Genomic DNA, 24151 nt, shown 5'->3' on the forward strand with positions numbered 1-24151 from the left:
TTAATGCCTTCATTCTTTTTTTAGTTTGTTCCACCTAGATATGTTTCCACATCGACTAAATGTTCTTCATAGGTTTCATTAAAATAAATTTTACCAGATGTCATATCGGCTACAAAATATAAATACTTTGTCGTCGCAGGATATAATGCCGCTTCCAGAGAGGTTTTTCCGAAAGAACAGATCGGTCCAAACGGCAATCCCAAATTAGTATAAGTATTGTATGGCGATGGAAACTGCGTTTCCGCAGACGTCAACACCGCCGTCTTTTCGCCGCGGGCGTAATCGACGGTAATATCTGATTGCAGCGGCATATTGGCCGCGATGCGATTATAAAAGACACTGGCTACGTTAGCCTTATCTTCAACGTACTTTGTTTCCAATTCTACAATCGATGACATGATGACGATCTGATCTACAGTTTTTCCCATTTCTGTCGTTCGGTTTAAATAATCTTGATCATAGACCTCTACGAAACGATCGAGCATTGCGTCAACCACAGCTGATGGATCGGAGTCAGGTGTAAAGCTGTAGGTATCAGGGAAAAGATAGCCTTCCAGCGTTCGACTTACACCATCCCTGGTTTCTAAAGGAATGCTGCTCAAAATCGGATATTTTTTTTGGTACTCAGCCACTTTTTTTGTTTCCGCTATAAATGCATCCCTATCACAAACATGGTTCTCTTCTAAAATTGTCGCGATTTCTTCAATGTTTTCCCCTTCGGGAATCGTCACTGCCGAATCATAAACGTCTCCCGCAACCAATCTTTCCAGTATTTGCTCAGCGGATTCACTGGGACTGAATGCATAATAGCCTGACTGAATCTGGTCCGTCAGATTTTTGTTTTTGGCTAAAACCTCAAATGCCAGGGCATCCTTAATTAAATGGTCTTTTTTTAAAAGATCTGCGACCTCACTAACCACGGCGCCTTCTTCAATTCGAACATAGACAAAATCCCCAGCTCCAACCGGTTTTAATATTTCATTCATAAAATAATTGAAGCTAAACACTGCGGTAGAGCCAAAAACAACCAATAATAAAAGAATAACAGCAAATAATTTTCCTCTTTTGGGGGAGGGTGGCTGGCCTGGCAATTTTGATTCGGCTTGCTCTTTCCTTCTCATAATTCACCATCCTTTCATTTAATTTGAAAAACTATAAAAAAGAATATAGGACCTCTGATAAAAGTGGGTACCTATATTCTCTTGAAATACTTCTATTTAAATAAATATCTAAGCCTAGCAACCCTCTTCAGACTCGAAAAGTCCCATGTCCAAGTCAACAGCTTTGGCAATAATGTCCGTGATATCCTGGAAAATAACGGAAAAATACATTTGCGTTTGGAAAAATTCGGCGATTTCAGGCATTCCCATAATCGTGTTTGCAAGTGTATTATAAGAGCTGATTTGTTCCTCTGGAATTTCTTGGCCCATCATCTGCATGGACTGAACTTCCATTTGCTTGCGAATATAATCCTTGGTCATTTCAAATTTTTCAGGTTCTTTTTCCAGTTTCTCTTTAGCCGCTAAGAAATTTTTATATTCAGTCGATTCTTTAAGTGCTTTTGCTAAATTATTAGCTTCATCATATACATTCATGCTTCTCTCCTAATTTTTTAAAATCTATACTTCCATTAGAATGGGTAGTATCATTGGTTTTCTTTGTGTCTTTTCATAAAGAAATTTAAATAGGGCTTCTCGTATTACATTTTTTATTGAATTCCAATCGACAATCCCCTTATTTTCACAAGACAACAAGGCTTTTTTTACTTCTTCTCGGGCGTCATTAATGAGGTCTTCCGATTCTCTTACATAAACAAATCCCCGGGAAATAATATCCGGTCCTGAAATAGCTTTTCCCTTGTGCATGGTACAAACCACAATAAAGAGACCATCTTCTGATAAACGCTTTCGGTCGTTAAGGACAATATTACCGATGTCTCCAACCCCAAGACCATCAACTAGAATAGCTTCTGCCTGGGTTTTTCCCACTACCTGAACACTTCGTTTGTCAATTTCAAAAATATTGCCATTTTCTCCGATAAACGTATTGTCTTTTTTCATCCCCACATTATGAGCTAATTCCGCATGTTTCATCAGCATCCGACTTTCCCCATGAATAGGCAGAAAATGCTTTGGTTTAACTAATGTAATCATCAGTTTTAATTCTTCCTGTTTTGCATGTCCGGAAACATGAATTTCGGCAAAGCGTCCATAGACAACATCTGATCCTAACTCGACCAATTTATTGATAACTTCTGAAACCATTTTTTCATTTCCTGGTACCGGAGAAGCAGAAATAATAACCATATCTCCTTTTTGGATCTTTAAGTGACGATGTTCACCTAATGCCATTCGACCAAGCGCCGCCATGGGTTCACCCTGACTTCCTGTGGTGATAATAGCCAATTCTTTTTCTTTGTATTTTTTGATATCTTTAAGTTCAATCAGTACATTTGGTGGAACATTTAAATAGCCAAGATCCATCGCTACTTCAGTCACATTTTCCATACTTCTTCCGCAAATAATAACCTTACGGTTATATTCCACTGCGGCATCGATGATTTGCTGGATTCGATGAACATTTGAAGCAAATGAAGTGACAATGATTCTTCCGGGTGCTCCTCTAAAAAGGTTGTATAGGGTTGGTCCGACGGTACTTTCCGACGGCGTAAATCCTGCCCCTTCGACGTTTGTACTATCCGACATAAGCAGATCGACTCCTTGAGATCCAATTTTAGCAAATCGCTGCAAGTCGATTACTTCGCCTCCGATTGGATGATAGTCAATTTTAAAGTCTCCCGTATGAACAACCGTTGCGGCCGGACATTTGATACAAAGTCCAACTGCATCTGCAATACTATGATTAACCCGAATAAACTCAACGTTAAATTCGCCAACGTCAATACGTTCTTTTGGTTTGACAATAATTCTTTCCGTTTTTGTTAACAATCCATGTTCCTTGAGTTTTTTATCAATCAGTCCCATGGTGAATTTGGTTGCGTAAATGGGAATGTTTATTTTTTTCAAAAGATAAACAAGTCCCCCAATATGATCTTCATGACCATGGGTGATGAAAACCCCTCTTACTTTATCTTTATTCTCCAAAATATAAGTAAAATCTGGTAAGACAATATCGATGCCAAACATTGAATCATCCGGGAACTTCAAGCCACAGTCTACCAGAATGATGTCATCCTTATATTCGAATACCGTGAGGTTTTTCCCGATTTCGCCGAGACCTCCTAATGGTATCAACCTCAGCTTATCTTTGTTCTTTTTAGCCTGAGGCCTTCTTTTCTGTTTCGAACGACTTTCAACTCGTTGGGTCTCCGTTGTTATTATGTTGTTGTTTTCAGTCAAATTTTTCTCCTTTCATAATTTTATAACAATCTGAACAGTATCCGTACACCTTAAGTTCATGATTAATTATAATAAATTCTTTCTTTTCTTCTATTTCTTTTTCGAGAGTTTCCAGGAAATCGTCTTGCATTTCAATAACCTTTCCACATTTCAAACAAATTATGTGATGATGCCAGTGTTTTTCATCCAACTCGCATAATTCATAGCGAGCAAAGCCATCATCAAAATTTCTTTTAGTAATGAATCCCATTTCTTCTAATATTTGCACCGTTCGATAAATGGTCGACATTCCTACATCCAGATTGCGCTGTTTAACACCTTGGAACAATTCTTCAACACTAAAGTGCTGTTGTCCCATGGACAGAAGAACCTCAATAGTCGTAAGACGTTGAGGGGTTACTTTATTTCCTCTTTTTCTGAGTGCATCCACAATTTGAGTTAAATCATTCATGGTATTCACACCTCTTTTACCTTTTCTTCTGATAAAATATTTGCAGGCAATTCTCCGATTATTTCTATGTTTACTCCATCAATATCACAGGAAAGCGCACGGATGTCCATTCCCAGACTATGACATTGACCCAATAAACTCGCAAATTTTGGATCCATTATTTTATTTACAGGATCGACTGAATGCCTACCCATCGTCCATTCTTTTCGACAAGAATAAGGGTATAATTCGTCTTTCGATGAGGTGCCGGATTCCATGCCAGCACAACCCGAACACCTGGGTTAAGAAGCTCGCTCATGCGGCCAGTATTTGGCACATGAGCGATGATCGCTTCTTGATTAATCATTACTCCCGCAACAAAACGATTGGGGCGGCTGAGAGATACTCCATTAACTAATTGGAAATTTACTCAGTTTTACCTTCGTCTTCGTCATCTTCTTCGTCCATCTCATCCATCAGCTCATCGTAAGCTTCTGCAACTAAAGCAAATTCCGCTTCATCTTCCACTTGCATCAATACTTGGCCCTCTTCATCTTCAGTGATTAAAAAGGCATAAACATCGTCGCTTTCTTCATCTTCAGATAACAATACATATTCTTTGTCTTCAATGTCAAACCGGATAACAACTTCGTAATCTTTTTCATTACCCTCATCATCAATTAAACTGATTGTTTCTTCTTCCATGTCTACTAATGTTACTTTTTCCTTCATTTCTGCACCTCTTTTAATTTATTTATTTCTATTAATTCTTCATAAGCTTCTAGAACCAAGGCAAATTCCGCCTCATCTTCCACAGGCATCAGCCCTTCTCCATCTTCCGTTACAAAAAACGGACACACATCTTCATTTTCTGCAAGCAACAGATATTTTTTTTCCTGAACATCAAGGCTCGCAATAATATCAAAATCCTTTACAACGCCGGTATCATCCGCCAATGATATAACATTTGCCTCGTCGTCATGATCATCTATTTCCATGATCTCGTCATATTTTGCTTCTATTAACGCTAATTCTGCGTCGTCTTCCACCGGTATTAAACGATCTGCTTTAATAAAGGCGTAAACATCGTCGCTTTCTTCATTTTCAGATACCAATACATAGGTTTTATCCTCAATGTCAAAACTGACAACTAACTCAAATTCTTTTTCAACACCCGTTTCATCTACTATTATTACTTTTTCTTCCATATTCGTTTCTCTTTCAAGTTTTTTCGCTCATAATCTTATGATTATACCGTTTCAACCTTAAAAAATCCATTATTTTGATTATTTTTTATTTGACGGGCCGATCCATATAGGATTGTAAAATCATTTGGGCTGCCAACATATCGATATACTCTTTTCGGTTTTCCCGCGATACATTTCCCTCAATCAATATTTTTTCCGACCATGAAGATGTCAAACGTTCATCAATATAAATGATTTCGATATCCAGTCTTTTTTTAATAAACTGACAAAAATTCACTGTTTTTCTTGTTTGAGCAGATTCTGATCCATCCATATTCAGTGGCAAACCAGCGACTACTTTTTTTATTTCATATTTTTCAATAAGCTGTCGAAAAGCTTCCAAATCGTCATCTCGTGTCTTTCTCTTTACCGTAGCGACACCTTGTGCCGTAATTTGCAAAGGATCCGTCACCGCAACTCCGATCCGCTTATCCCCAACATCTAATCCTAAAATTCGCTCCATATATTATCCTATCTATTTTATGTATGATTGTTAAATCACCTTTATGCAAAAAAGCTTGCAGTAGGTACTGCAATAACAACAAAGAATACACTTTTCATTATCAATCGCAGCTTTGCCATCAACAATTGTTATCGCCTTGGGACCGCAATGCTTAGCACATTCTCCGCATCCTTCACACCAATCACTGATATGAATGGCCTTTGAAGATCCGGCAACTGCCAATTCCAATTCTTCAGGAATTGTTTCTCTATTGAATTTCTTTACATCATATAAAACTTCATCAACAGACTGAACACCAATGGCAATCGCATCCAAATCATCCAAACCAAAAATAAAATCGAAGCAAGCCTGTTTTTGAGCAAGCAAATTACCGCCGCCCAACGGCTTCATGGCATAAATGCCTTTGCCCATCATTTTGGCTTCATGAATAGCTGCTACCATCTCCTGAGGAGTTCCGTCTTCAATTCCAATCCCAGTTAAATTAATCAGGGGATGAATCACATCTAACTCCGGAAAAAGCGTGGCCCCGATAACCCCTTCTATTCGATGAGTGGAAATGCCAATGGCTCTGACAACTCCAGCCTCTTTAAACTTGATTAACTGTTCAATTGCCTCCCAATGACCTTCAATGGTTAGGCGACTTTCCTGTTCATGAAGCAAATAAAGATCCACATAGTCACGGCCTAATTCTGTCAATGCCCGATGCAGACTTTTTTTTACACCTTCAGCGGTATAATCATAAGATTTTGTACTGATGACGACATCTCTTTTTATATCAATTGCCTGTCTCAGATGATCATAGTTATTATATAAATCTGCGGTATCAAAAAAATCAACGCCATGATCCAAAGCAGCCGCGATAATTTCTTTACTTTCTGTCAATGATTTGTTCTTTTGAGTGGGTCCAATGGTCAAACTGCCAAAGCACATCCGAGATACCCTGATTCCGGTATTGCCCAATGTATTTTTTTTCATGTTCTACCTTGTTTCATAATTCCGAGGAACTCTTTCCCCAAGTTTCTCGGCGCTTCGCAAGCCCGCATTATTTGGCGACTGACTTCGCCGAAATCAAAACAGGACTGCCTCACTTATTGAGACAGCCCTGTTTACTAGCCTACTAAATACTGTTTAAATAACGACGCACAAGTTCTTCAAGCAACTCGTCCCGTTCAATTTTCTGTATGGCATTACGTGCTTCTCTATGACTTGTGATATAGGTCGGATCTCCTGACATGACATAGCCTACAATTTGATTGACGGGGTTATACCCCTTTTCAACTAAAGCTTTATGCACATTTCTCATCACATCATCGATCGTTTGAGACTTTTCGTTATCGACCTCAAACATAATGGTTCCCCGATCAATCACCGTATTTTCTCCCATTGTCATCTGACCTCCTTCACAATCAACTTGCTATCATTTTAACCCAAAGCTAAATAAATTACAAGTTAAATGACATAATTTTTGATATTCTTAACAAATTAATTCAACTGCCCCCGAATACACGTCTCTCCCTTTGAAAGAGATTCTGTCAGCTTTTCTGGAAGTTTCCCCCCAGCTTGCGCCATATCAGGCCTCCCGCCGCCACCACCGCCGGCAACTGTCGCCACCTCTTTGATGACTTTGCCAGCATGGAAGCCCCGTTTAACAATATCGTTTGTCGCAGTTGCAATAAAGTTAACTTTTCCATCCAGCACACTCCCAAGGAGGACAACACCTGAACCCATGCGGTCTTTTAGCAAATCACCGATGGTTCGCAGTTCTTCCATTGGCATTTGTTCAACTTCTGCAATGGTTACTTGAACACCGTTGATGACGATCATTTTCTGATGAATATCCATAATCATATTTCCGGCAAATTTTTGTTTTAATTCATTAATGGTTCGTTCTTTTTGTTTGTTGAGTTCAGCTAACTCACTCACCTTTTCCAGCAGCTGATCGGGATTTGTTTTCATGAGATTTGCAACATCCGTTAGTGTATCGTCCATTTTCTCGACCACTTCCAGGGCATTAAAACCGGTTGCTCCTTCAATACGACGCACGCCGGCAGCAACTCCGCTCTCACTAAGAAACTTAAATGATCCAATCTTTGCAGAATTGGTAATATGACATCCTCCGCAGAGTTCCGTGCTGAAGTCTCCAACCTTAACAACCCGAACAATTTCTCCGTATTTTTCACCAAAAAGTGCTGTCGCTCCGAAGTCTTTGGCTTTATCAATATTCGTTTCGAAAATTGTAACATCGTAGGCTTCTAAAATAGCCGTATTGACAATTTCTTCAACCTGTCGTTTTTCTTCCCTCGTCATCGCCTGAAAATGATTGAAGTCAAATCTCAAACGATCTGGAGATACAAAGGAACCAGCTTGCTCGACGTGATCTCCCAAAACCATTCTTAAGGCTTTTTGCAGCAAATGAGTCGATGTATGATTTCTCTGAACAGCGTCTCTTAATTTTTTATCAACTTCCATGATAACTGTTTCCCCAACTTTGAAGCTTCCTGATTTTACAATTCCAGAGTGAATATGTCGGCTTAGACTTCCCTTTTTACAATCAATCACTTCAATGATTCCATCTCCATTTTGGATGGTTCCCTGATCCCCAGTTTGTCCACCACTTTCACTATAGAAAGAAGTTTGATCCAAAAGAATTAAAACTTTATCTCCTTCATTGGCTGCTTCTACCAATGCACCATTTACATATAAACCAAGAATGGTTCCCTCTGTTACCAAATTATTGTATCCAACAAAAGTGTCAACGGCTTCGGATCCCAATTCGTTAAATGGATCATCCGCCCAAACGGCCAAATCACTGTTCTTTCGATCTTGTCGGGCCCGTTCCCGTTGCGCCTGCATTTCTTTCTCAAAATCTTCTGCGACAATCGTAAGCCCTCGTTCTTCAACAATTTCCTTTGTTAACTCATAAGGAAAACCATAGGTGTCATAGAGTTTAAATGCTCCGAAACCGGGGAAAACACTTTCTTCCGTTTCAATGACTTTGTCAATTTCTTTATTTAGCAGCGACAATCCCTGATCAATCGTTTCCTTGAATCGTTCTTCTTCAATTTTTATCAATTTTTGAATAAAATCCTGTTTTTCTTTAAGTTCAGGATAAGCCCCTTCAGAAACTCGTATCGCTTCTTTAGCGACATCGAATAAAAACAAATCTTTAATTCCCAAAAGCTTGCCATGACGAATCGCCCGACGCAGTAATCGTCTGAGCACATAACCGCGTCCTTCATTCCCGGGCATCACTCCATCGGCGATCATAAAGGTTACACTTCTGACATGGTCGGTGATGACTCGAATGGATACATCATCATCCGGATTTTCTCCGTATTTTACCCCGGCGATTTTACAAATATAGTTTAGAATATGACCTACTGTGTCAACTTCAAAAATATTGTCGACGCTTTGCATAATAACAGCCAATCGCTCCAAGCCCATTCCGGTATCAATATTGGGTTTTGCCAAAGAATTATAATTTCCCGCTTCGTCTTTGTCAAATTGAGTAAACACTAAATTCCAGAACTCAACATAACGATCGCAGTCACAACCGACACCGCAAGTGGGACTGTCACAGCCATATTCTTCGCCTCGGTCAAAGTAAAGCTCCGAACAGGGGCCGCAGGGTCCTAAGCCATGTTCCCAAAAATTATCTTCTTTACCTAGTCTTACAATTCTATCTTTGGAAACACCCACAACCTGGGTCCAAATATTATAAGTTTCGTCATCATCCAAGAAAATTGATACCCAAATCTTATCTTCCGGGATTTCCATCACTTCGGTACAGAATTCCCAAGCCCAGGGAATCGCTTCTTTCTTAAAATAATCGCCAAATGAAAAATTCCCCAGCATTTCAAAGAATGTGCCATGTCGCGCTGTTTTTCCAACGTTCTCAATATCCGGTGTCCGAATACACTTCTGACAAGTTGTCACTCTTTTTCTGGGTGGAACTTCATCCCCGGTGAAATATGGTTTCATGGGCGCCATTCCCGAGTTGATCAACAGCAAACTTTTATCATTAATTGGTACTAAAGGGAAGCTCTTTAAACGCAAATGGTCTTTTCCCTCAAAATATTTTAAATATTTTTCTCTAATTTCATTTAATCCCAGTGGTTTCATTTATTCTCCTTTTCTAATATCTCCCCAAGTACTCTGACGATTTTATCGACAAACAAAAAATCCCCTGCAATCATGCAAGGGACGGTTATAATCCGCGGTACCACCCAAATTAGCTACGATAATCTCATAACTCACTTTATTAAATAACGGTTTCCCGACTGAAAATACTCAATGAAATATGATCTCAAATTTCTTAACAGCTGCTCTAACGCGGCACCCTTAAATCCATTATAAAAGACTTGCAGCAATGTCCTTCTCTCTGAAATAATCTTTTTAGAGCATTCGTTTTCCATGCATTTTAGTATTAACCTGTAAATTTAATTATATTAATTTCATATAAAAATGTCAATCCTTTTTTAATTCCGCTTCATCTCTGGATGCAAATACTGAAACAACATATCCTCCAACGACCTTAATTGTTCCCGCTATCGGAACAGCCATAATCATTCCTAGTCCTCCAAACATAGCACCAAAGAAAAAGATTGAAAACATAATAAATACCGGATGCAAGCCGACATTTCCTGCCATAATCGCTGGCGCCAGTAAATTACCGCACACCACTTGAACAGCCCCAATGGCAATCAACATGGGAATGATCATCGCCGGTTCAGTGAACAACACCATCAGCATAATTACAATGGTTCCTACAACCGGTCCAAAATAGGGAACCATAGTTGTGACACCAGCGACCACACCAATAATGCTGGCATAGGGAATGTTTAATGCAAACGCACAAATACCTGTTACAATACCAACTAAGAGGGATATGAGCCCCTGGCCTTTAATAAAGCCACCAATAACAAGATCAATATCACAGCACATTTTCAGAATACTATTTCTAAATTGCAGGGGCACCAAATACATAACACCCTTAATAAAGAATTCTTTATCGACCAGCAAAAAAATGGTAACCAGCGGCACTATAATAATATTCATTAACTGCCCGCTATTTTGAATAAGGGCATTACTGACCTGCTGAAGTGCGGTTCCAAATCCTTGTACTACATTTCCCAATGCATCTTGAATATTTATATATTTTGCTATGTCAGAGTTGCTTATTTTCGTAATATAATTTGAAATGTCTGAGTTATATTGTTGTATCTGACTGATGAAATCTGGAATATTGCTGATCATTCCCGTAATACTGGTAATAAGAGTTGGTACAAAACTCAATAATGTTCCAACCACAATGGCTAATACCAGCAAGAAAACAACGATAACCGATACAATTCGATTTAGCCCTTTTCGTTCAAAGAATCTAACTAAAGGATTTAATAAATAGGCGAGAATAATAGCAATCAGAAATGGCATAAACATTCCTGCCAAAGTAGGCCATACAAAATAAATAATAGCGCCGATTATAAACAGCACGATTAAGTTAAGAATTAATAACCGCTTTCTACCTGATAAATCCTGCATCTATTCTACCCCCAGCAGTTTATTTGCAATCCCAGTTCCCTGGTTTTTAAATCCCAGATCAAACATTTCCTTTTCATAGCAGAGCACTTGATCTTTATATATAAGTTCAGACGCGTTGATTATTCCAAACCCATGATCTAAATCATCAAATAAGCTTCGGGAGACTTCATATTCTGTGATTTTATATGAATCTTTTTCAATCGTTGCATTTGCTATTCGCCCAAAAGCTTCGCCATTTTTATCGACCACTGGATAATCCATAAGAGGGAAAGCCTCTTCTAAATAGTTTTTCACCTTTTGTCCTTTAACTTTTATAATATCTTTATCGCTTTCTATGATCAGTCTTTTATAATTAACATCCACGATACTCTCCGGCTTGAAAAATTGAGCTTTTGTTAAAATTCCGCCCGGATTAATCACCAAGTATTTTACCACGTGGTTCACCACCACCAAGCTTTTTACCAAACCATGGCGTCGCCCATTTTTTTTTGAAACTACCTCAACATTCAGTAAGATGTTTGCCTTCATTCCTTGCTCCTTTCATTTTTCTGTCATGCCTCTTATCTTACACTATTATTTTTTTAATGGCAATGCGCTTTTTTCAAAAAAAACAAAGACGCAGTTTCCATTATATAGAAACAACGTCTTATTTACCCGAGCTTATGCTTTTTTATTTTTATAATCCTGGATGGCGGCCTGTATCGCTTCAGCTGCCAACACTGAACAGTGAATTTTCACATCCGGCAGTCCCCCTAATGCATCAACAACATCTGAGTTTTTCAACTTTCCAGCTTCCTCGATGCTTTTTCCAATAATCATTTCGGTTGCCATACTGCTGCTGGCAACCGCTGCGCCGCAGCCAAATGTTTTAAATGAAGCATTTTCAATGATATCATCATCATTGATTTTAAGAAATATCTTCATAATGTCCCCACAGGCAGGGCTGCCAACCTGGCCAACGCCGTTTGCATCTTCAATTTCACCTACATTTTTGGGGCAAGTGAAGTTTTCCATTACTACATCTGTATATTCCATTTTTTATTCTCCTTTAGAATTAATGATGGTGATGATCTACTTTATCAAAAACAGCAGCATCAATGGGATGATCCGCATCAATGGGGGACATGTCCCTTAATCGTTGAATAATCTCAACAAGATTGTTCACTACGTAATCGATATCCTCAGCGGTTGTACTTTTCCCAATGGTGAGTCTTAGCGACCCATGGGCAACGCCTGCTGGTAATCCAATCGCCAAAAGCACATGTGATGGATCTAATGAACCTGACGTACAAGCTGAGCCACTGGATCCGGCAATTCCAATAACATCAAGACTCAATAAAATAGATTCACCTTCAATATAAGCAAAACAGAAATTCGCATTCCCGGGAAGTCGTTTTTCCGGATGTCCATTTAGACGAGCCAGCGGAATTTTTCCTAACACGCCTTCGATCAGCTGATCTCTCAGGGTTTTCATATGTGTCATGTTTTCTTCAAGATGTTCACTTGCGAGCTCTGCTGCTTTTCCAAAAGCCATAATTTCAGCAGTATTTTCTGTTCCTGCTCGTTTTTTTCGCTCTTGCGCACCGCCATGGATTAAATTATCAATGGGCAGTCCTTTTTTAATATAAAGGACGCCAATTCCTTTTGGTCCATATATTTTATGAGCCGAGAGCGAGAGCAAATCAACATTTAAATCCTTTACATCAACCGGAATATTTCCCAAGGCCTGAACCGCATCGGTATGAAAAACAATTCCCTTTTCTTTAACAATTTTTCCAATTTCTTTAATCGGTTCAATGGTTCCAATTTCGTTGTTCGCAAACATGATGGATACTAAAATCGTATCATCACGAATAGCATTCTTTAAATCTTCCAGGGAAACCAGGCCAACTTCGTCAACTGGCAGGTAGGTTACTTCAAATCCCTGTTTTTCCAGATATTCGCAGCTATGAAGAACCGCATGATGCTCAATCTGCGAGGTGATAATGTGCTTCCCTTTTGCCTTGTTCTTCATCGCTATGCCTTTTATAGCCCAATTATCGGCTTCCGACCCACTGGCAGTGAAATAAATTTCCCGTGAATCGGCATTAATGGCCGTCGCAATTTGCTGGCGTGCTTTTTCAATGCTTTTTTTTGCTGCTCGTCCTTCAGCGTATATCGATGAAGGATTTCCAAAAGTTTCTGTTAAATAGGGGATCATTACTTCTACAACTTCCGGATCAACCGGTGTTGTTGCTGCATGATCCAAATATATTCGTTTCATTCTACACCTCTTTCATATGATTTATTTAGTCAATAAATCCTGTAATGATCGATTATCAATTATATTGCTGATGCTGTCATTAATGTCTTTCCAAAGGCTTTTTGTCACGCATTCCGGTGATTTTATACAAGTAAAGCCTTCATCTCCGTTAACACAATCTGCCAATTCAATTGGGCCTTCAAGTGCTCTAATGATTTCACCGACGATAATATCATTAGGATCTCTAGCAAGTATATACCCACCATGAGCACCTCTTAAACTTTTAACAAGTCCAGCCATTTTCAATGCCGAAAAAAGTTGTTCCATATAGGAATCTGAAAAATTTTGTCTTTCAGCAATTTCCTTAATGGAAAGCGGCCCCTTTCCATATTGAAGTGCCAACTCAACCATAGCAAGCACACCATATCTTCCTTTTGTTGAAAGTCTCAAGTGATCAACCCCTCTCGATTATTTCCGAGTATTCCACCTGGATTTAATGACTATTATAGCACTTTAAAAATATTTTTCAATAGCTTTTTGAAAATATTTTTTTCTTAAGAACTTAAAAAAGGTCCGTCTTTGGACAAACGCCAAAGACGAACCTTTTCAAATTACAGTTTTTTATTCTTCTGTTTTTTCGTCATCGTCGAAAAGGCCGCTGAACATATCGCCAAAAGCATCCCCAAGGGTAACATTTGCAGTTTCTTCATAAACAGTTTTATTTCGATTGTTATTGCTGTTATGACTTTGTGGTCGGCGATTTCCGCCACCGCTGCCGCCGTAACTGCTGTTGCTTCTTTCTCTGCTGCCTGTGTTGCTGCTAGTACTGCTTGTACTAGTGCTGCTGCTTCTTTGTGAAGCTGCTGGACGAGCTGGTGCTTCTTCCATTGCTTTTTTACTTAAGCTGATTTTTTCTTTTTCAGCATTAATTCCGATGATTTTAACGGTTAAAACATCTCCAGTTGCTAAGACTGAAGCAACGGATTCTACTCGGTTATAGCTGATTTCGGAAACATGAATTAATCCTTCCACACCAGGAATAACTTCAGCAAATGCACCGAAATCTAAAATATTGGTAATCGTAACTTCGACTTCATCATCGACATGATATTTAGCAATAAAATCATCCCAAGGACGATCCAATAAAGCTTTTACACTCAATTTTATTTTTTTGTCTTCTTCATTTTTAGCAATGACTTTGGCTTCAATTTCCTGACCTTTTTCAATAATATCTTTAGGTTCATTTATTTTTTCCCAAGTCAAGTCAGAACGATGTACAAAACCGTCGATACCTTCAAGATCAACAAAAATTCCAAAATTAGTGATCGTTTTAACCACACCTTTTACGATATCATCAACGTTTAATTCGGCAAAACGTTTTTCCTTCGTTTCTTTAAGTTGTTCTCTTCGATCTTTCATATCTTTTTCAAGAATAATTTTTTGTGAAAGAATCGCACGACGACGTTTGGGGTTATAGTCAATGATAATACCCTTTACTTTTTCGCCAATAAGGGTGTTTAAATCCTTAACGTAACGAACATGATATTGAGAAGCCGGCATATAAATATCAGTAAATCCAATATCAATAATTAATCCATTTCCAGAAATATCTTTTACTGTTCCTTCTAAAATAGTTTTATTATCAAAGGCATCACTTAACTGTTTTTGCACCAGTCGATTATCATATTTGATTTTTGAAAGTTTCACATTTCCTGAACCTTCATTTAAATCAGTAACGATACACCAAATCTTATCTCCCATTTGTGCAAGATCAGATAATACCTCATCGCTTTTCCATGTGAAATCATTCTTTTTGATAATACCATCTGCTTTGTAACCAATATTTAAGATCACCTCATCATCGTCAACATGAATAACTTCGCCTTCGATTTCAGCGCCTCGACGAATTGTTTTTAATGATTCTTCAATTTCAGCTGCGAAATCAAAATTCGCATCATCATATTCGTCCTTTTCAATGGTTTCTGCGGCCTTTTCTTCAACCACTTCCTCAACAGCAACAGTTGGCTGTTCTTCGGTCGTCACTACTTCGACCACGTTTTCCTCAGCAATTTTGTTTTGCTCTTCCATACCTTCCAGTACCTCCTTAACGATCCAATCCGGTGTCGATGCTCCTGCCGTAATACCGATTTTCTGGTACTTCATTACTTCAGCGAAATCTAAGTCCCGGATGGTTTCTATGTGACAAGTATTTTCGCAGCAGGATTTACAAATATCAACAAGTTTCTGCGTATTAGAACTGTGATATCCTCCAACTACGACCATATATTCTACTTCTTTTGCAGTTTTTGCCGCTGCCGCTTGTCTTTCAGCTGTGGCGCTGCAAATAGTATTAAATATAACGACTTCATTGACTCTTGACCTAATTTCATCACAGATTTTATTAAATCTGGACTCAATAATGGTGGTCTGAGCCACGATACATATTCTATCATAAACTTCAATATTTTCCAAATGTTTTATATCATTAATTATTAATGCTTCATCATTGCACCAACCATTTGCACCGATCACCTCGGGATGATCACTATTTCCAACAATCACAATTTTATAGCCAGCGTCATAATAGGTTTCAACTTTTTTTTGTACCGCTCTGACATAAGGGCAGGTGGCATTGATGATCGGGATTTCTTTTTCTTCAAGAGCTTTGATTATTTTCTTTCCTACCCCATGAGAACGTAAAATAACACAACCAGAATTAATTTTTTCAACATCTTCGTCATTTATAATCATAATCCCCTGATCCGTCAGTCTCTGTGTTTCCTGGGGATTATGACTGATTGGTCCTAACGAGTAAATCTTGTCCTGACCAGAATGCATTGTATCTTTTGCCATTTTCATGGCATTCTCGATTCCAAAACAATAACCTGCTTTTTCTGCAACAATAATTTCCATATCGTCCTCTGAATTATTCTAAACTATAGATCTTATCCATAACTTCTTCTGCCAATTTCTCATTTTCTTCTTCCGATAATTTTTTCCCATAATATTCCTCAAGATAAATAGGTTCTCCGATAATAACATCAACCTTTTTGCGAAAGCCGTATTCTCCTCGGATTCTTACTGGAATGATGGGGGTTTTCGTCTTAATGGCAAATACCACAAATCCCGCCGCAGGCTTTATCCGCGCGCCCTCTTTCACCCGTGTTCCTTCCGGAAATATTCCTAGGATCTCCTGGTCTTTTAATATTTTTAGCGAAGTTTTAATGGTGTCAATCCCCACTTTTTCTCGATTCACAGGAAAAGCATTCACCTTACGAAAGAACCAATTTAGAATACGATTCTTGAAAAGTTCCACCTTAGCCATATAATGAACCGCCCTTGACGTAGCAAATGCAATCACAACCGGATCAATATTACTGATATGATTGGGACAAATCAATGCGCCTCCGGTTTTAGGAATGTTCTCTTTGCCGATAATGTTGATTCGATACAAAATCACACTAAGAAAATACGCAAAACCCCGGCTAATTTTATAAATCATGCTTTGACTCCATCAATGTAACTTCTCATAATATCGCACACCTCTTTGATGCTTTTGCCGGTAGTATCAATCACAATGGCATCTTTTACTTTTACCAATGGACCCTCTGTTCGGTTCCGATCATTATCATCCCGTTGCTGAATTTCATTTTTTAAATTTTCCAGATTCTTGACGATGCCTCTTTCATCCAACTCTTTTTTTCGTCGTCTGGCACGTTCCAGAACATCAGCATCCAAAAAAAATTTGAAATCAGCTTCCGGTAAGACAACCGATCCAATATCCCGGCCATCCATGACAACTGAATGGTCTTTGGCAAATTTTCTCTGTTGAATCACCAACAATTCCCGCACTTCCTTAATGCGGGCAACATCTGAAGTATGTCGGGAAACCAATGGTGTCCGTATTTCTTTAGTTACTTCTTTATTGTTACAGAAAACCCGATCGCCATCGAAACTGATCTCAGCCTCTTTTGCAAGCCGAATAATATCATCGGTATTATCAAAATTATCGCCTTGATTTAAAACACAATGGGCAATACAGCGATACATCGCACCGGTATCGAGATAAGTCATTCCGTAGACCGCCGCCAATTTTTTGGCGATCGTGCTTTTTCCTGCTCCTGCCGGACCATCAATAGCTATTTGCATTTTATTCTCCCTCATTCAAACCCTTCTTTAGACAACCGAGTTTCCGGCCAACCACCCTGTGGAAACAGCAATCTGTATATTATATCCACCGGTTAAGGCATCTACATCCAGCATTTCTCCGGCAAAATAAAGATTCTTAATTATTTTTGATTCCATCGTTCCCGGATCCACTTCTTTCACATCAACCCCGCCAGAAGTAATAATCGCTTCCGTGAAATCGCGAAGATCGGCAATCGAAATGTTAAGTTGTTTAAAGCACTGAACCAGGTTTTTCCGTTGCTCTTTGGTAATCTGATTAACCTTAAGACTTGTATCAATTCCCGAAAGATCAACCATAACCGGAATCATTTTAGAAGGAAGCAAATCCCCTAAAGCATTCCCAAAATCTTTGTTTTGATATTTTATAAAATCTCTCTGGATACGATTTTCCATCTGTTCAATGCTAAGCCCTGGTTTTAAATCCAGGGTCAGGACATAGTCTTTTGGGTCTCCTGATATATACGAGCTTAACGACAGCACCAAAGGACCGGAAATTCCAAAATGAGTAAACAACATTTCTCCGAGGATGGATTTTATTTTTTTTTGTCCTTTGGGTGTCTTTTTAGATAGTGTTAATACCACATTTTTCAGTGATAGACCTTGAAGCTCCCGAGGCCAGTTTTCTTTCGTATTGACAGGAACCAGGGCCGGTGCCAGTGAACGGATCTGATGTCCGCATGCTTTTAAAACTTTAAAAAAATTGCCATCAGATCCAGTGGAAGGATAGCTTTTTCCTCCTGTGGCTAATATCACCGCGTCATAATAGCCTATTTTACCTTCATCCAAAACAAGCCCCTTTAAGACACCGTCTTCAATTAAAAGATTGGTTACTTTTTTATTTAAACATACGTTGCATTTATTTTTGTTTAAAGCTGTTTTGAAACCAGAAATGACATCACTTGATTTATCCGAAACCGGGAATACTCGGTCGCCGCGCTCAATTTTTAAAGGAACGCTATTTTTTTCCATGAATGCCATAAAATCTTCATTGGTGAAAGAATAAAGCGCACTGTATAAAAAGCGATGATTATGAACAATGCTGTCAAAATAATCACCAATATCGATGGCATTGGTCAGATTGCACCGGCCTTTTCCTGTGATATAGAGCTTTTTTCCTAGCTTTTCGTTGCTTTCATATAAATCTACACGGTGTCCCTTGTCTCCGGCAGCTACTGCCGCCATCATCCCTCCCGGGCCGCCTCCAATTATTGCTATCTTACTCATCGTTGTCTTCGTGTCCTTTCATGAACTCTTTTTCCACTTCATCTCCTGTGTAGATGTAATGATCTCTCCATATTTCTTCAAGGGCATTGAATGTCTCTTTTGTTTTTCCAATATTTCTTAACCCTACCGAAATAACCAATGCATTAATTAAAGACAGCGGTGCAACCAGAGAATCCACAAAAGAATAAACATTACTTTTAGCAATCAGCCGATACTCCGTGAATTCATTAATCGGCGCATTTTCATTATCTGAAATCGCAATGATTTTAATGCCCTTGTCCTTAAGGAATTCGACCGCTTCATAGGTCTTCTGAGCGTATCTTGGAAAACTGATGGCAATGACCACATCTTTTTCATTCAGACGGATTAAATCTTCATATATATCGGAAACTCCGTAGTTCACTACCTTTACATTATCTAAAATAAGGTTGAGATAATACCCCAGATGTTCAGTTAAAAGCGATGTCGTTCTAAAACCGATTATAATAACTTTTCGTGCTTCCAAAATTAAATCGATGCATGACTTAAAGTTTCCATAATCAAATTCTTCAAAAGTCGAATTAATATTTTCAATGTCTGCTTTTAATACATTATGAACAGTTTCCTGAAGAGCCTTATCCTTCTCTTCATTTCTAAGGGTCATATTAATCCGTTCAATGGTTGTAAGTTTACTGTTTAATTCATTTTTTAATGCTCTTCGAAATTCTGGATATCCTTCAAATCCAAGAGCTATAGAAAAGCGAACCACTGTTGCTTCACTCACCTCAACACCTTTTGCCACCTTACTAGCTGACATTTCAGAAACCCGTTCATAATGACTAAACATAAAATCGGCGATCAGCTTATGGCTTTTACTCAAATTCGGATAAAGCTGTTTGATCGTTGAAAATATATCTTTGCTTTCTTTTACACATGGAATTTCTTTCATTTCTTACCTCGTTTTAATGCTTTAAGTATTGTTTTTTTGATGTCATCCTTAGGAATCTATTTTCCACTGCAGCCGGGGCAGGGTTTGAAAAATTCAGCTGGATAATTTTTGTGAATATAGGTACCAGATTCTATAATAAATCCGTGATCCATAAAATATTTTTCAGTTTGTCCTTTTAGCTCATGAATGACGACGGTTGTGCATCCCTCTTCAGCCATTTTAGCCAGCAGTGTTCTGACCATACCATCAAATACCGCCATGTATTGTTCATCTTGATAAAGCATCTTCATTTCAAAAATGTCCACCTGGTTTCCTTTGTAGAAAAAGCGAATAGCTCCAAGTATTTTAGCTGTTTCCGTATCCTCAGCAGCAATATACAAATCTCGCTCTTTTTCTTTTTCCGGAAAAAGCACTTTTAATTGACTGAAATCTCTTGGGAATCCTATTTTTATCATATTTTTATATCTCCTTTTAAATAAGTAATTTCGTCTTTTTTTAAAAAACGCCAATCACCGGGTTTTAAATCACCCAATGTTATTTTACCCATTGCAACACGTTTAAGATCAATAATTGGATGCCCCATTGCTGCACACATTTTTCTGATCTGGCGTTTTTTACCTTCATGTATCTTCATTTCCAATAATGTTGTATCTTTATTCTGCTTTAGAATCTTTATCGACGCCGGCGCGGTATGATAATCTTCAATGTCCATTCCCTGCCTGAATTCTGCCAGCCTCGTTTTTTGTGGGCATCCCCTGACCAGACCAACATAAGTTTTAGCAAACTCATGCTTGGGATGGGTTAAATAGAATGTCAAATCGCCGTCATTCGTCAGTAATAGCAAACCTTCCGTGTCCATATCCAATCTACCCACCGTGTAAAGCCGCTCTTTAATTGGCACCAAATCCAATACCCGCTGACGCCCATGGGTATCTTCGGATGTTGATAAAACCCCTTTTGGTTTATTGACCATAACATATATTTTAGAAGCTACCGTTAATTTATTTCCTTTAACAATAATTTCATCCTGCTCCGGATCAACTGGAAATCCTGGTTCTTTAATCACTTTTCCGTTGACCTGTACCAATCCCTGCTGAATTAATTCCTCTGATTTTCTTCGGGATGCAACGCCGCACTGTGCCATAAATTTCTGAATTCTCATTGTGCCGCCTCTACTGGCCGATCTTCTGCAATGGATTTTTCTAATAATCCTGACAGCATTTCTTCATGTGAGATTTCTTTTTCAGACTCGTTTTTTATCATTTCCAAATTAAATGATTCTTGTTTCCCCTGCGAAAACACTTCATACTCGGGCATTTCTTTAAGATTTGTAAATCCCATGGATTTTAAAAACTCATTCGTGGTTTTATAAAGAATTGGCCGTCCTGGAGCTTCAAGACGTCCACCATCACAGATAAGTCCCCGATCCAGCAACCGTTGAATTGCACTGCTTGAACTCACGCCACGCAAGTCATCAATGGCAACCCGGGTAACCGGTTGCCGGTAGGCAATAATGGCCAAAGTTTCCAATGCCGCTCGAGATAAACCTGTTTTTTCCTGATGCTTTGTGATTTCTTTGATATAGCCATAATATTCTGGTTTAGTGGAAAGCTGATAGGTATCTTTGACTTGAACAATTCTTATTCCCCTTGCCTTCGACTGATAATCCTGTTTTAGAATTTCAATTGCAAAGCGGACTTCGGCTGCGGCTTTATCCAAAGACTGACATAATTCACTTAACGAAATCTTTTCTCCTGCTCCAAAAAGGACCCCTTCAATCACACCTGCAAGCATATCACTATCCATGATTTTCCACCTCCTTTTCAATATGAAAATCGATAAATACCCGATTTTGAACAAGACGTAAACCACTGGTTTTAACCATTTCCAATAGCGAAAGCAAAGTCACAACAACCTCTTCCCTTGAAATATCCGGATGCAGCAATTCAGAAAAACTAACCCCGGCCTCGCCGGCGCGAATGAGAGCACCCGTTATTTCGGCAATTTTTTCTTCAATACTAAAAAGTTCCCTGATAATCTTTTGTGGCGGTGCTATGGCTTCAAGTTCTTCTTCCTGTTGAAATAGCAGGCGTTTAAAACATTGTTCCAAAGCAACCGGATCAATCTCTAAAGGCGCTTCTTCTTCGTTCTGAGGAATGTACTCCGGATCTCGGTAAATAGCACCCAGTTCTTGTTTTTCACGGGTCTGAAAATAAGCACTGATCTCTTTGAAGATTTTGTATTCGATCAACTGACGGACCAGCTTGGCCTGAATATCCTCTTCATCTTCTGTTTGATCCGCTCTTTTAGGCAACAGTGCTCTGGCTTTGATCTCCAAAAGACGGGCCGCCATAACAATAAAGTCACTGGCTACATCCATATCCATATCCTGCCAGGTTTTAATTTGTTCTAGATACTGATTCGTAATCGCCGCGATGGGAATATCATAGATATCAATTTTATTTTTTTGAATCAAATGGATTAATAAATCCAGAGGACCTTCAAAGCCCTCTAAACTAACAGCATATCCCATGTTTAAGACCAGAACAGATTGAAAATCGGCAGCAGTATTGCTGAAAACAGACTCACAATACCATTAATAGCCGGATTGATGATGATTCCCAGCAAGCCGGTTATCGCCAAAGCAAAAATCACGATCATCCCATAACGCTGATATTTATAATAGGTCATCAATGCTTTAGGCGGCAAAAACAATACCAGTATTTGCGACCCATCCAGTGGCGGAATAGGAATAATATTAAATACGGCAAAAACAATATTATAAATATAAATATACTGCAAAATGGTCATTAATATCTCATTGTTCAGAGGAATGACTGCTAAATAAGCTGCCATTCCTAAAAAAGCAAGGAGTAAATTGGTGAGCACTCCGGATAATGCAACGGCGATCATTCCCTTTTTTCGATCTTTAAAATTATTGGGATTCACCGGAACCGCTTTTGCCCAACCGAACCGAAACAACAACATCGATATAAAGCCTAATGGATCAATATGTTTTAACGGATTGATCGTCAAACGCCCGGCATTTTTGGGGGTTGGATCTCCCATTGCGTCCGCAGCATAAGCATGTGCCATTTCATGAAAACTGATGGCAATCAGAATTCCGGGCAGGCTCAGCAATAAGCTGTAAAAATAATCAGCAGAAAAATTAAACATTATCTAGCCACCCCGGAATTCGGCTTTGTTTCATTTAAACTTTGTAAGCTTTCACATTCATCCGAAACTTCCGAAGCCTTTCCCTTTGATATTCCTGCTGTTGATCGAAGCAGACGATTGCTTTTTCTGACTATTAAATCATTATAGGCGCCGGTTTGCAAACCTTCTGCTCCAATGGAATTCACATACTTTACCGTATCATGCCCAAAAGCTATATCATTCTTTTCCATTACGATCTCCTTTATTAAAACTTTCACATTGTAATATAAAATAGATGATTTATTCTAATGCCCTGCATCGAAATAAACCATCTATTCTCATTGAACATTATTTATTCTTACAAAAATCTCTGGTAGTGATAGTAAAATAATAACCTAAAGCTGCCACCGTTTTTCCATCAATAAATTTTCCGTTAATAAAAAGAGCTCTTGCCGTCCGCAAAGGAATTTTAATCACACTGATAAATTCGTCGTTATCTTCTTCCAAGGGATCCCAGGAAAAATCTGTCGCACAAAAAAGAGTAATCTTCTCCGAACAGTATCCCGGAGTCGGGATAAACTCTCCCAGCTTAAATAAGTCAATCGGTCGATATCCAATTTCTTCACGGCATTCCCGTATGGCCGCTTCCTCAGGGGTTTCTCCCGACTCTAAAAGTCCGGCCGGAATCTCTGTAAGTAGTCGTTGACTGGCAATCCGATATTGCTTCACAAAAATCATCTGCCCATTTTTTACCGCTAAAACAGCAACCGCCCCTTGATGGGTGACGATCTCCCGCTTTGAAAAAGTGCCATCTGGAAGTTCAACATCATCAACACGAAGTTTTACGATTTTTCCATTGTATATCTCTTCTGTTTTTATCGTTTTTTCATATTGTTTCATGAATTTCCCTCGGTTTGTTTTTCTGAAATCAACCGTTCTAATTCATCACGAAACGAAGTCACATCTTTAAATTGGCGATAAACTGAGGCAAAACGAACATAAGCCACCTCATCCAGAGTTTTCAATGCTGCCATTACCTGTTCACCAATCAGTGATGATGGGATTTCCTTCATTTCGCTTTGATAGAAGCTTCGTTCAAGATCATCCACAACTTCTTTAATCGCATCAATGGAAACTGGACGTTTTTCGCAAGCTTTAATCATTCCGTTGAATATTTTATTTTTGTCAAATGGGGTTCGCTGACCGCCCTTTTTTACTACAATAAGCGGGATGTTTTCAACCCGTTCGTAAGTTGTAAAACGCTTATTACATTTGGTACACTCCCGGCGTCTCCGGATCATGGTACCTTCTTCACAGGGACGAGAGTCAACAACCCGACTTTCATCAAATGCACAATAAGGACACTTCATCTT

Annotated in this window: 30 protein-coding genes and 1 other annotated feature; all 30 genes read right to left on the reverse strand. The window is 38.8% G+C overall.

Annotation, left to right across the window (positions count from 1 at the left end; translation table 11 throughout):
* Positions 1 to 20: 20 nt before the first annotated feature.
* The gene (mltG, locus tag FZC40_RS03230; RefSeq protein ID WP_148602500.1) at positions 21 to 1121 is read right to left on the reverse strand and encodes an endolytic transglycosylase MltG; all 1101 of its coding nucleotides are present in this window, start codon (positions 1119 to 1121) and stop codon (positions 21 to 23) included.
* 114 nt (positions 1122 to 1235) lie between these two features.
* Complete coding sequence (locus FZC40_RS03235; RefSeq protein ID WP_148602501.1) at positions 1236 to 1595, reverse strand: YlbF/YmcA family competence regulator; 360 nt, start codon at positions 1593 to 1595, stop codon at positions 1236 to 1238.
* Positions 1596 to 1619: 24 nt separating this feature from the next.
* On the reverse strand, positions 1620 to 3338 hold the full coding sequence (locus tag FZC40_RS03240; protein ID WP_279233306.1) for a ribonuclease J: 1719 nt from the start codon (positions 3336 to 3338) through the stop codon (positions 1620 to 1622).
* A 13-nt stretch (positions 3339 to 3351) separates the two neighbouring features.
* Positions 3352 to 3810, reverse strand: coding sequence for a Fur family transcriptional regulator (locus tag FZC40_RS03245; protein ID WP_148565589.1), 459 nt, complete (start codon positions 3808 to 3810; stop codon positions 3352 to 3354).
* Between the two features lie 5 nt (positions 3811 to 3815).
* Positions 3816 to 4004: a PDDEXK family nuclease gene (locus FZC40_RS17020; protein WP_186843639.1), complete on the reverse strand. Its 189-nt coding sequence runs from the start codon at positions 4002 to 4004 to the stop codon at positions 3816 to 3818.
* A complete protein-coding gene (locus FZC40_RS03250) occupies positions 3977 to 4156 on the reverse strand; it encodes a PDDEXK family nuclease (RefSeq protein ID WP_148565587.1) in 180 nt (59 codons plus the stop codon). Before FZC40_RS03250 ends, FZC40_RS17020 begins: the two co-directional genes overlap by 28 nt.
* A 59-nt stretch (positions 4157 to 4215) precedes the next feature.
* Entirely contained in the window at positions 4216 to 4521 is a 306-nt protein-coding gene (locus FZC40_RS03255) for a DUF1292 domain-containing protein (RefSeq protein WP_243135733.1), read from the reverse strand.
* On the reverse strand, positions 4518 to 4997 hold the full coding sequence (locus tag FZC40_RS03260) for a DUF1292 domain-containing protein (protein ID WP_148602503.1): 480 nt from the start codon (positions 4995 to 4997) through the stop codon (positions 4518 to 4520). Before FZC40_RS03260 ends, FZC40_RS03255 begins: the two co-directional genes overlap by 4 nt.
* A gap of 85 nt (positions 4998 to 5082) precedes the next feature.
* Complete coding sequence (gene ruvX / locus FZC40_RS03265; RefSeq protein WP_148565586.1) at positions 5083 to 5499, reverse strand: Holliday junction resolvase RuvX; 417 nt, start codon at positions 5497 to 5499, stop codon at positions 5083 to 5085.
* A 30-nt stretch (positions 5500 to 5529) separates the two neighbouring features.
* Positions 5530 to 6474: an aldo/keto reductase gene (locus FZC40_RS03270; RefSeq protein ID WP_148602504.1), complete on the reverse strand. Its 945-nt coding sequence runs from the start codon at positions 6472 to 6474 to the stop codon at positions 5530 to 5532.
* A gap of 142 nt (positions 6475 to 6616) precedes the next feature.
* Positions 6617 to 6883, reverse strand: a complete 267-nt coding sequence (locus tag FZC40_RS03275; RefSeq protein WP_475638839.1) for an IreB family regulatory phosphoprotein — start codon at positions 6881 to 6883, stop codon at positions 6617 to 6619.
* Between the two features lie 98 nt (positions 6884 to 6981).
* Positions 6982 to 9621: an alanine--tRNA ligase gene (gene alaS, locus FZC40_RS03280; RefSeq protein WP_148602505.1), complete on the reverse strand. Its 2640-nt coding sequence runs from the start codon at positions 9619 to 9621 to the stop codon at positions 6982 to 6984.
* Positions 9622 to 9695: 74 nt separating this feature from the next.
* Positions 9696 to 9922: a binding site (T-box leader), on the reverse strand.
* Positions 9923 to 9966: 44 nt separating this feature from the next.
* Positions 9967 to 11040 carry an AI-2E family transporter gene (locus FZC40_RS03285; RefSeq protein WP_243135734.1) on the reverse strand — a complete coding sequence of 358 codons (1074 nt, stop codon included), beginning with the start codon at positions 11038 to 11040 and terminating at the stop codon, positions 9967 to 9969.
* Complete coding sequence (locus FZC40_RS03290; RefSeq protein WP_148602506.1) at positions 11041 to 11568, reverse strand: PRC-barrel domain-containing protein; 528 nt, start codon at positions 11566 to 11568, stop codon at positions 11041 to 11043.
* Positions 11569 to 11700: 132 nt separating this feature from the next.
* Positions 11701 to 12075: an iron-sulfur cluster assembly scaffold protein gene (locus tag FZC40_RS03295; protein ID WP_148602507.1), complete on the reverse strand. Its 375-nt coding sequence runs from the start codon at positions 12073 to 12075 to the stop codon at positions 11701 to 11703.
* Between the two features lie 19 nt (positions 12076 to 12094).
* The gene (gene nifS, locus FZC40_RS03300) at positions 12095 to 13303 is read right to left on the reverse strand and encodes a cysteine desulfurase NifS (protein ID WP_148602508.1); all 1209 of its coding nucleotides are present in this window, start codon (positions 13301 to 13303) and stop codon (positions 12095 to 12097) included.
* Positions 13304 to 13324: 21 nt separating this feature from the next.
* Positions 13325 to 13732, reverse strand: coding sequence for an RrF2 family transcriptional regulator (locus tag FZC40_RS03305; RefSeq protein WP_148602509.1), 408 nt, complete (start codon positions 13730 to 13732; stop codon positions 13325 to 13327).
* Between the two features lie 171 nt (positions 13733 to 13903).
* Positions 13904 to 16195, reverse strand: coding sequence for a bifunctional 4-hydroxy-3-methylbut-2-enyl diphosphate reductase/30S ribosomal protein S1 (locus FZC40_RS03310; RefSeq protein ID WP_148602510.1), 2292 nt, complete (start codon positions 16193 to 16195; stop codon positions 13904 to 13906).
* 13 nt (positions 16196 to 16208) lie between these two features.
* Positions 16209 to 16784 (reverse strand): lysophospholipid acyltransferase family protein, encoded by a 576-nt coding sequence (locus FZC40_RS03315; RefSeq protein ID WP_148565578.1) that lies wholly within the window; start codon positions 16782 to 16784, stop codon positions 16209 to 16211.
* Entirely contained in the window at positions 16781 to 17446 is a 666-nt protein-coding gene (cmk, locus tag FZC40_RS03320) for a (d)CMP kinase (RefSeq protein ID WP_243135735.1), read from the reverse strand. Before cmk ends, FZC40_RS03315 begins: the two co-directional genes overlap by 4 nt.
* A gap of 12 nt (positions 17447 to 17458) precedes the next feature.
* Complete coding sequence (locus tag FZC40_RS03325) at positions 17459 to 18694, reverse strand: BaiN/RdsA family NAD(P)/FAD-dependent oxidoreductase (protein ID WP_148602511.1); 1236 nt, start codon at positions 18692 to 18694, stop codon at positions 17459 to 17461.
* Positions 18687 to 19622, reverse strand: coding sequence for a MurR/RpiR family transcriptional regulator (locus FZC40_RS03330; RefSeq protein ID WP_148602512.1), 936 nt, complete (start codon positions 19620 to 19622; stop codon positions 18687 to 18689). Before FZC40_RS03330 ends, FZC40_RS03325 begins: the two co-directional genes overlap by 8 nt.
* A gap of 56 nt (positions 19623 to 19678) precedes the next feature.
* Positions 19679 to 20077 (reverse strand): hypothetical protein, encoded by a 399-nt coding sequence (locus tag FZC40_RS03335; protein ID WP_148602513.1) that lies wholly within the window; start codon positions 20075 to 20077, stop codon positions 19679 to 19681.
* Positions 20074 to 20784, reverse strand: coding sequence for a pseudouridine synthase (locus FZC40_RS03340; protein ID WP_148602514.1), 711 nt, complete (start codon positions 20782 to 20784; stop codon positions 20074 to 20076). Before FZC40_RS03340 ends, FZC40_RS03335 begins: the two co-directional genes overlap by 4 nt.
* Positions 20781 to 21428 carry an SMC-Scp complex subunit ScpB gene (gene scpB, locus FZC40_RS03345; protein WP_148602515.1) on the reverse strand — a complete coding sequence of 216 codons (648 nt, stop codon included), beginning with the start codon at positions 21426 to 21428 and terminating at the stop codon, positions 20781 to 20783. The genes FZC40_RS03340 and scpB overlap by 4 nt, the downstream gene beginning before the upstream one ends.
* Complete coding sequence (locus FZC40_RS03350) at positions 21421 to 22155, reverse strand: segregation and condensation protein A (protein ID WP_148602516.1); 735 nt, start codon at positions 22153 to 22155, stop codon at positions 21421 to 21423. The genes scpB and FZC40_RS03350 overlap by 8 nt, the downstream gene beginning before the upstream one ends.
* A gap of 2 nt (positions 22156 to 22157) precedes the next feature.
* Positions 22158 to 22799, reverse strand: a complete 642-nt coding sequence (locus FZC40_RS03355) for a site-2 protease family protein (protein ID WP_148602517.1) — start codon at positions 22797 to 22799, stop codon at positions 22158 to 22160.
* Positions 22799 to 23029, reverse strand: a complete 231-nt coding sequence (locus tag FZC40_RS03360; protein ID WP_148602518.1) for a hypothetical protein — start codon at positions 23027 to 23029, stop codon at positions 22799 to 22801. Before FZC40_RS03360 ends, FZC40_RS03355 begins: the two co-directional genes overlap by 1 nt.
* A gap of 97 nt (positions 23030 to 23126) precedes the next feature.
* A complete protein-coding gene (locus FZC40_RS03365) occupies positions 23127 to 23678 on the reverse strand; it encodes an NUDIX hydrolase (RefSeq protein WP_148602519.1) in 552 nt (183 codons plus the stop codon).
* Positions 23675 to 24148: a transcriptional regulator NrdR gene (gene nrdR, locus FZC40_RS03370; RefSeq protein ID WP_148602520.1), complete on the reverse strand. Its 474-nt coding sequence runs from the start codon at positions 24146 to 24148 to the stop codon at positions 23675 to 23677. Before nrdR ends, FZC40_RS03365 begins: the two co-directional genes overlap by 4 nt.
* Positions 24149 to 24151 lie beyond the last annotated feature (3 nt).

Source organism: Acetobacterium tundrae (assembly GCF_008086615.1).
GTDB lineage: Bacteria > Bacillota > Clostridia > Eubacteriales > Eubacteriaceae > Acetobacterium > Acetobacterium tundrae.

Bases quoted from the DNA above. Each gene is read 5' to 3' on its own strand.
- mltG (WP_148602500.1), bottom strand. From the start codon at position 1,121: ATGAGAAGGAAAGAGCAAGCCGAATCAAAATTGCCAGGCCAGCCACCC.
- FZC40_RS03235 (WP_148602501.1), bottom strand. From the start codon at position 1,595: ATGAATGTATATGATGAAGCTAATAATTTAGCAAAAGCACTTAAAGAA.
- FZC40_RS03245 (WP_148565589.1), bottom strand. From the start codon at position 3,810: ATGAATGATTTAACTCAAATTGTGGATGCACTCAGAAAAAGAGGAAAT.
- FZC40_RS17020 (WP_186843639.1), bottom strand. From the start codon at position 4,004: ATGGGTAGGCATTCAGTCGATCCTGTAAATAAAATAATGGATCCAAAA.
- FZC40_RS03250 (WP_148565587.1), bottom strand. From the start codon at position 4,156: ATGATTAATCAAGAAGCGATCATCGCTCATGTGCCAAATACTGGCCGC.
- FZC40_RS03255 (WP_243135733.1), bottom strand. From the start codon at position 4,521: ATGAAGGAAAAAGTAACATTAGTAGACATGGAAGAAGAAACAATCAGT.
- FZC40_RS03260 (WP_148602503.1), bottom strand. From the start codon at position 4,997: ATGGAAGAAAAAGTAATAATAGTAGATGAAACGGGTGTTGAAAAAGAA.
- ruvX (WP_148565586.1), bottom strand. From the start codon at position 5,499: ATGGAGCGAATTTTAGGATTAGATGTTGGGGATAAGCGGATCGGAGTT.
- FZC40_RS03270 (WP_148602504.1), bottom strand. From the start codon at position 6,474: ATGAAAAAAAATACATTGGGCAATACCGGAATCAGGGTATCTCGGATG.
- FZC40_RS03275 (WP_475638839.1), bottom strand. From the start codon at position 6,883: ATGGGAGAAAATACGGTGATTGATCGGGGAACCATTATGTTTGAGGTC.
- alaS (WP_148602505.1), bottom strand. From the start codon at position 9,621: ATGAAACCACTGGGATTAAATGAAATTAGAGAAAAATATTTAAAATAT.
- FZC40_RS03285 (WP_243135734.1), bottom strand. From the start codon at position 11,040: ATGCAGGATTTATCAGGTAGAAAGCGGTTATTAATTCTTAACTTAATC.
- FZC40_RS03290 (WP_148602506.1), bottom strand. From the start codon at position 11,568: ATGAAGGCAAACATCTTACTGAATGTTGAGGTAGTTTCAAAAAAAAAT.
- FZC40_RS03295 (WP_148602507.1), bottom strand. From the start codon at position 12,075: ATGGAATATACAGATGTAGTAATGGAAAACTTCACTTGCCCCAAAAAT.
- nifS (WP_148602508.1), bottom strand. From the start codon at position 13,303: ATGAAACGAATATATTTGGATCATGCAGCAACAACACCGGTTGATCCG.
- FZC40_RS03310 (WP_148602510.1), bottom strand. From the start codon at position 16,195: ATGGAAATTATTGTTGCAGAAAAAGCAGGTTATTGTTTTGGAATCGAG.
- FZC40_RS03315 (WP_148565578.1), bottom strand. From the start codon at position 16,784: ATGATTTATAAAATTAGCCGGGGTTTTGCGTATTTTCTTAGTGTGATT.
- cmk (WP_243135735.1), bottom strand. From the start codon at position 17,446: ATGAGGGAGAATAAAATGCAAATAGCTATTGATGGTCCGGCAGGAGCA.
- FZC40_RS03325 (WP_148602511.1), bottom strand. From the start codon at position 18,694: ATGAGTAAGATAGCAATAATTGGAGGCGGCCCGGGAGGGATGATGGCG.
- FZC40_RS03330 (WP_148602512.1), bottom strand. From the start codon at position 19,622: ATGAAAGAAATTCCATGTGTAAAAGAAAGCAAAGATATATTTTCAACG.
- FZC40_RS03335 (WP_148602513.1), bottom strand. From the start codon at position 20,077: ATGATAAAAATAGGATTCCCAAGAGATTTCAGTCAATTAAAAGTGCTT.
- FZC40_RS03340 (WP_148602514.1), bottom strand. From the start codon at position 20,784: ATGAGAATTCAGAAATTTATGGCACAGTGCGGCGTTGCATCCCGAAGA.
- scpB (WP_148602515.1), bottom strand. From the start codon at position 21,428: ATGGATAGTGATATGCTTGCAGGTGTGATTGAAGGGGTCCTTTTTGGA.
- FZC40_RS03350 (WP_148602516.1), bottom strand. From the start codon at position 22,155: ATGGGATATGCTGTTAGTTTAGAGGGCTTTGAAGGTCCTCTGGATTTA.
- FZC40_RS03355 (WP_148602517.1), bottom strand. From the start codon at position 22,799: ATGTTTAATTTTTCTGCTGATTATTTTTACAGCTTATTGCTGAGCCTG.
- FZC40_RS03360 (WP_148602518.1), bottom strand. From the start codon at position 23,029: ATGGAAAAGAATGATATAGCTTTTGGGCATGATACGGTAAAGTATGTG.
- FZC40_RS03365 (WP_148602519.1), bottom strand. From the start codon at position 23,678: ATGAAACAATATGAAAAAACGATAAAAACAGAAGAGATATACAATGGA.
- nrdR (WP_148602520.1), bottom strand. From the start codon at position 24,148: ATGAAGTGTCCTTATTGTGCATTTGATGAAAGTCGGGTTGTTGACTCT.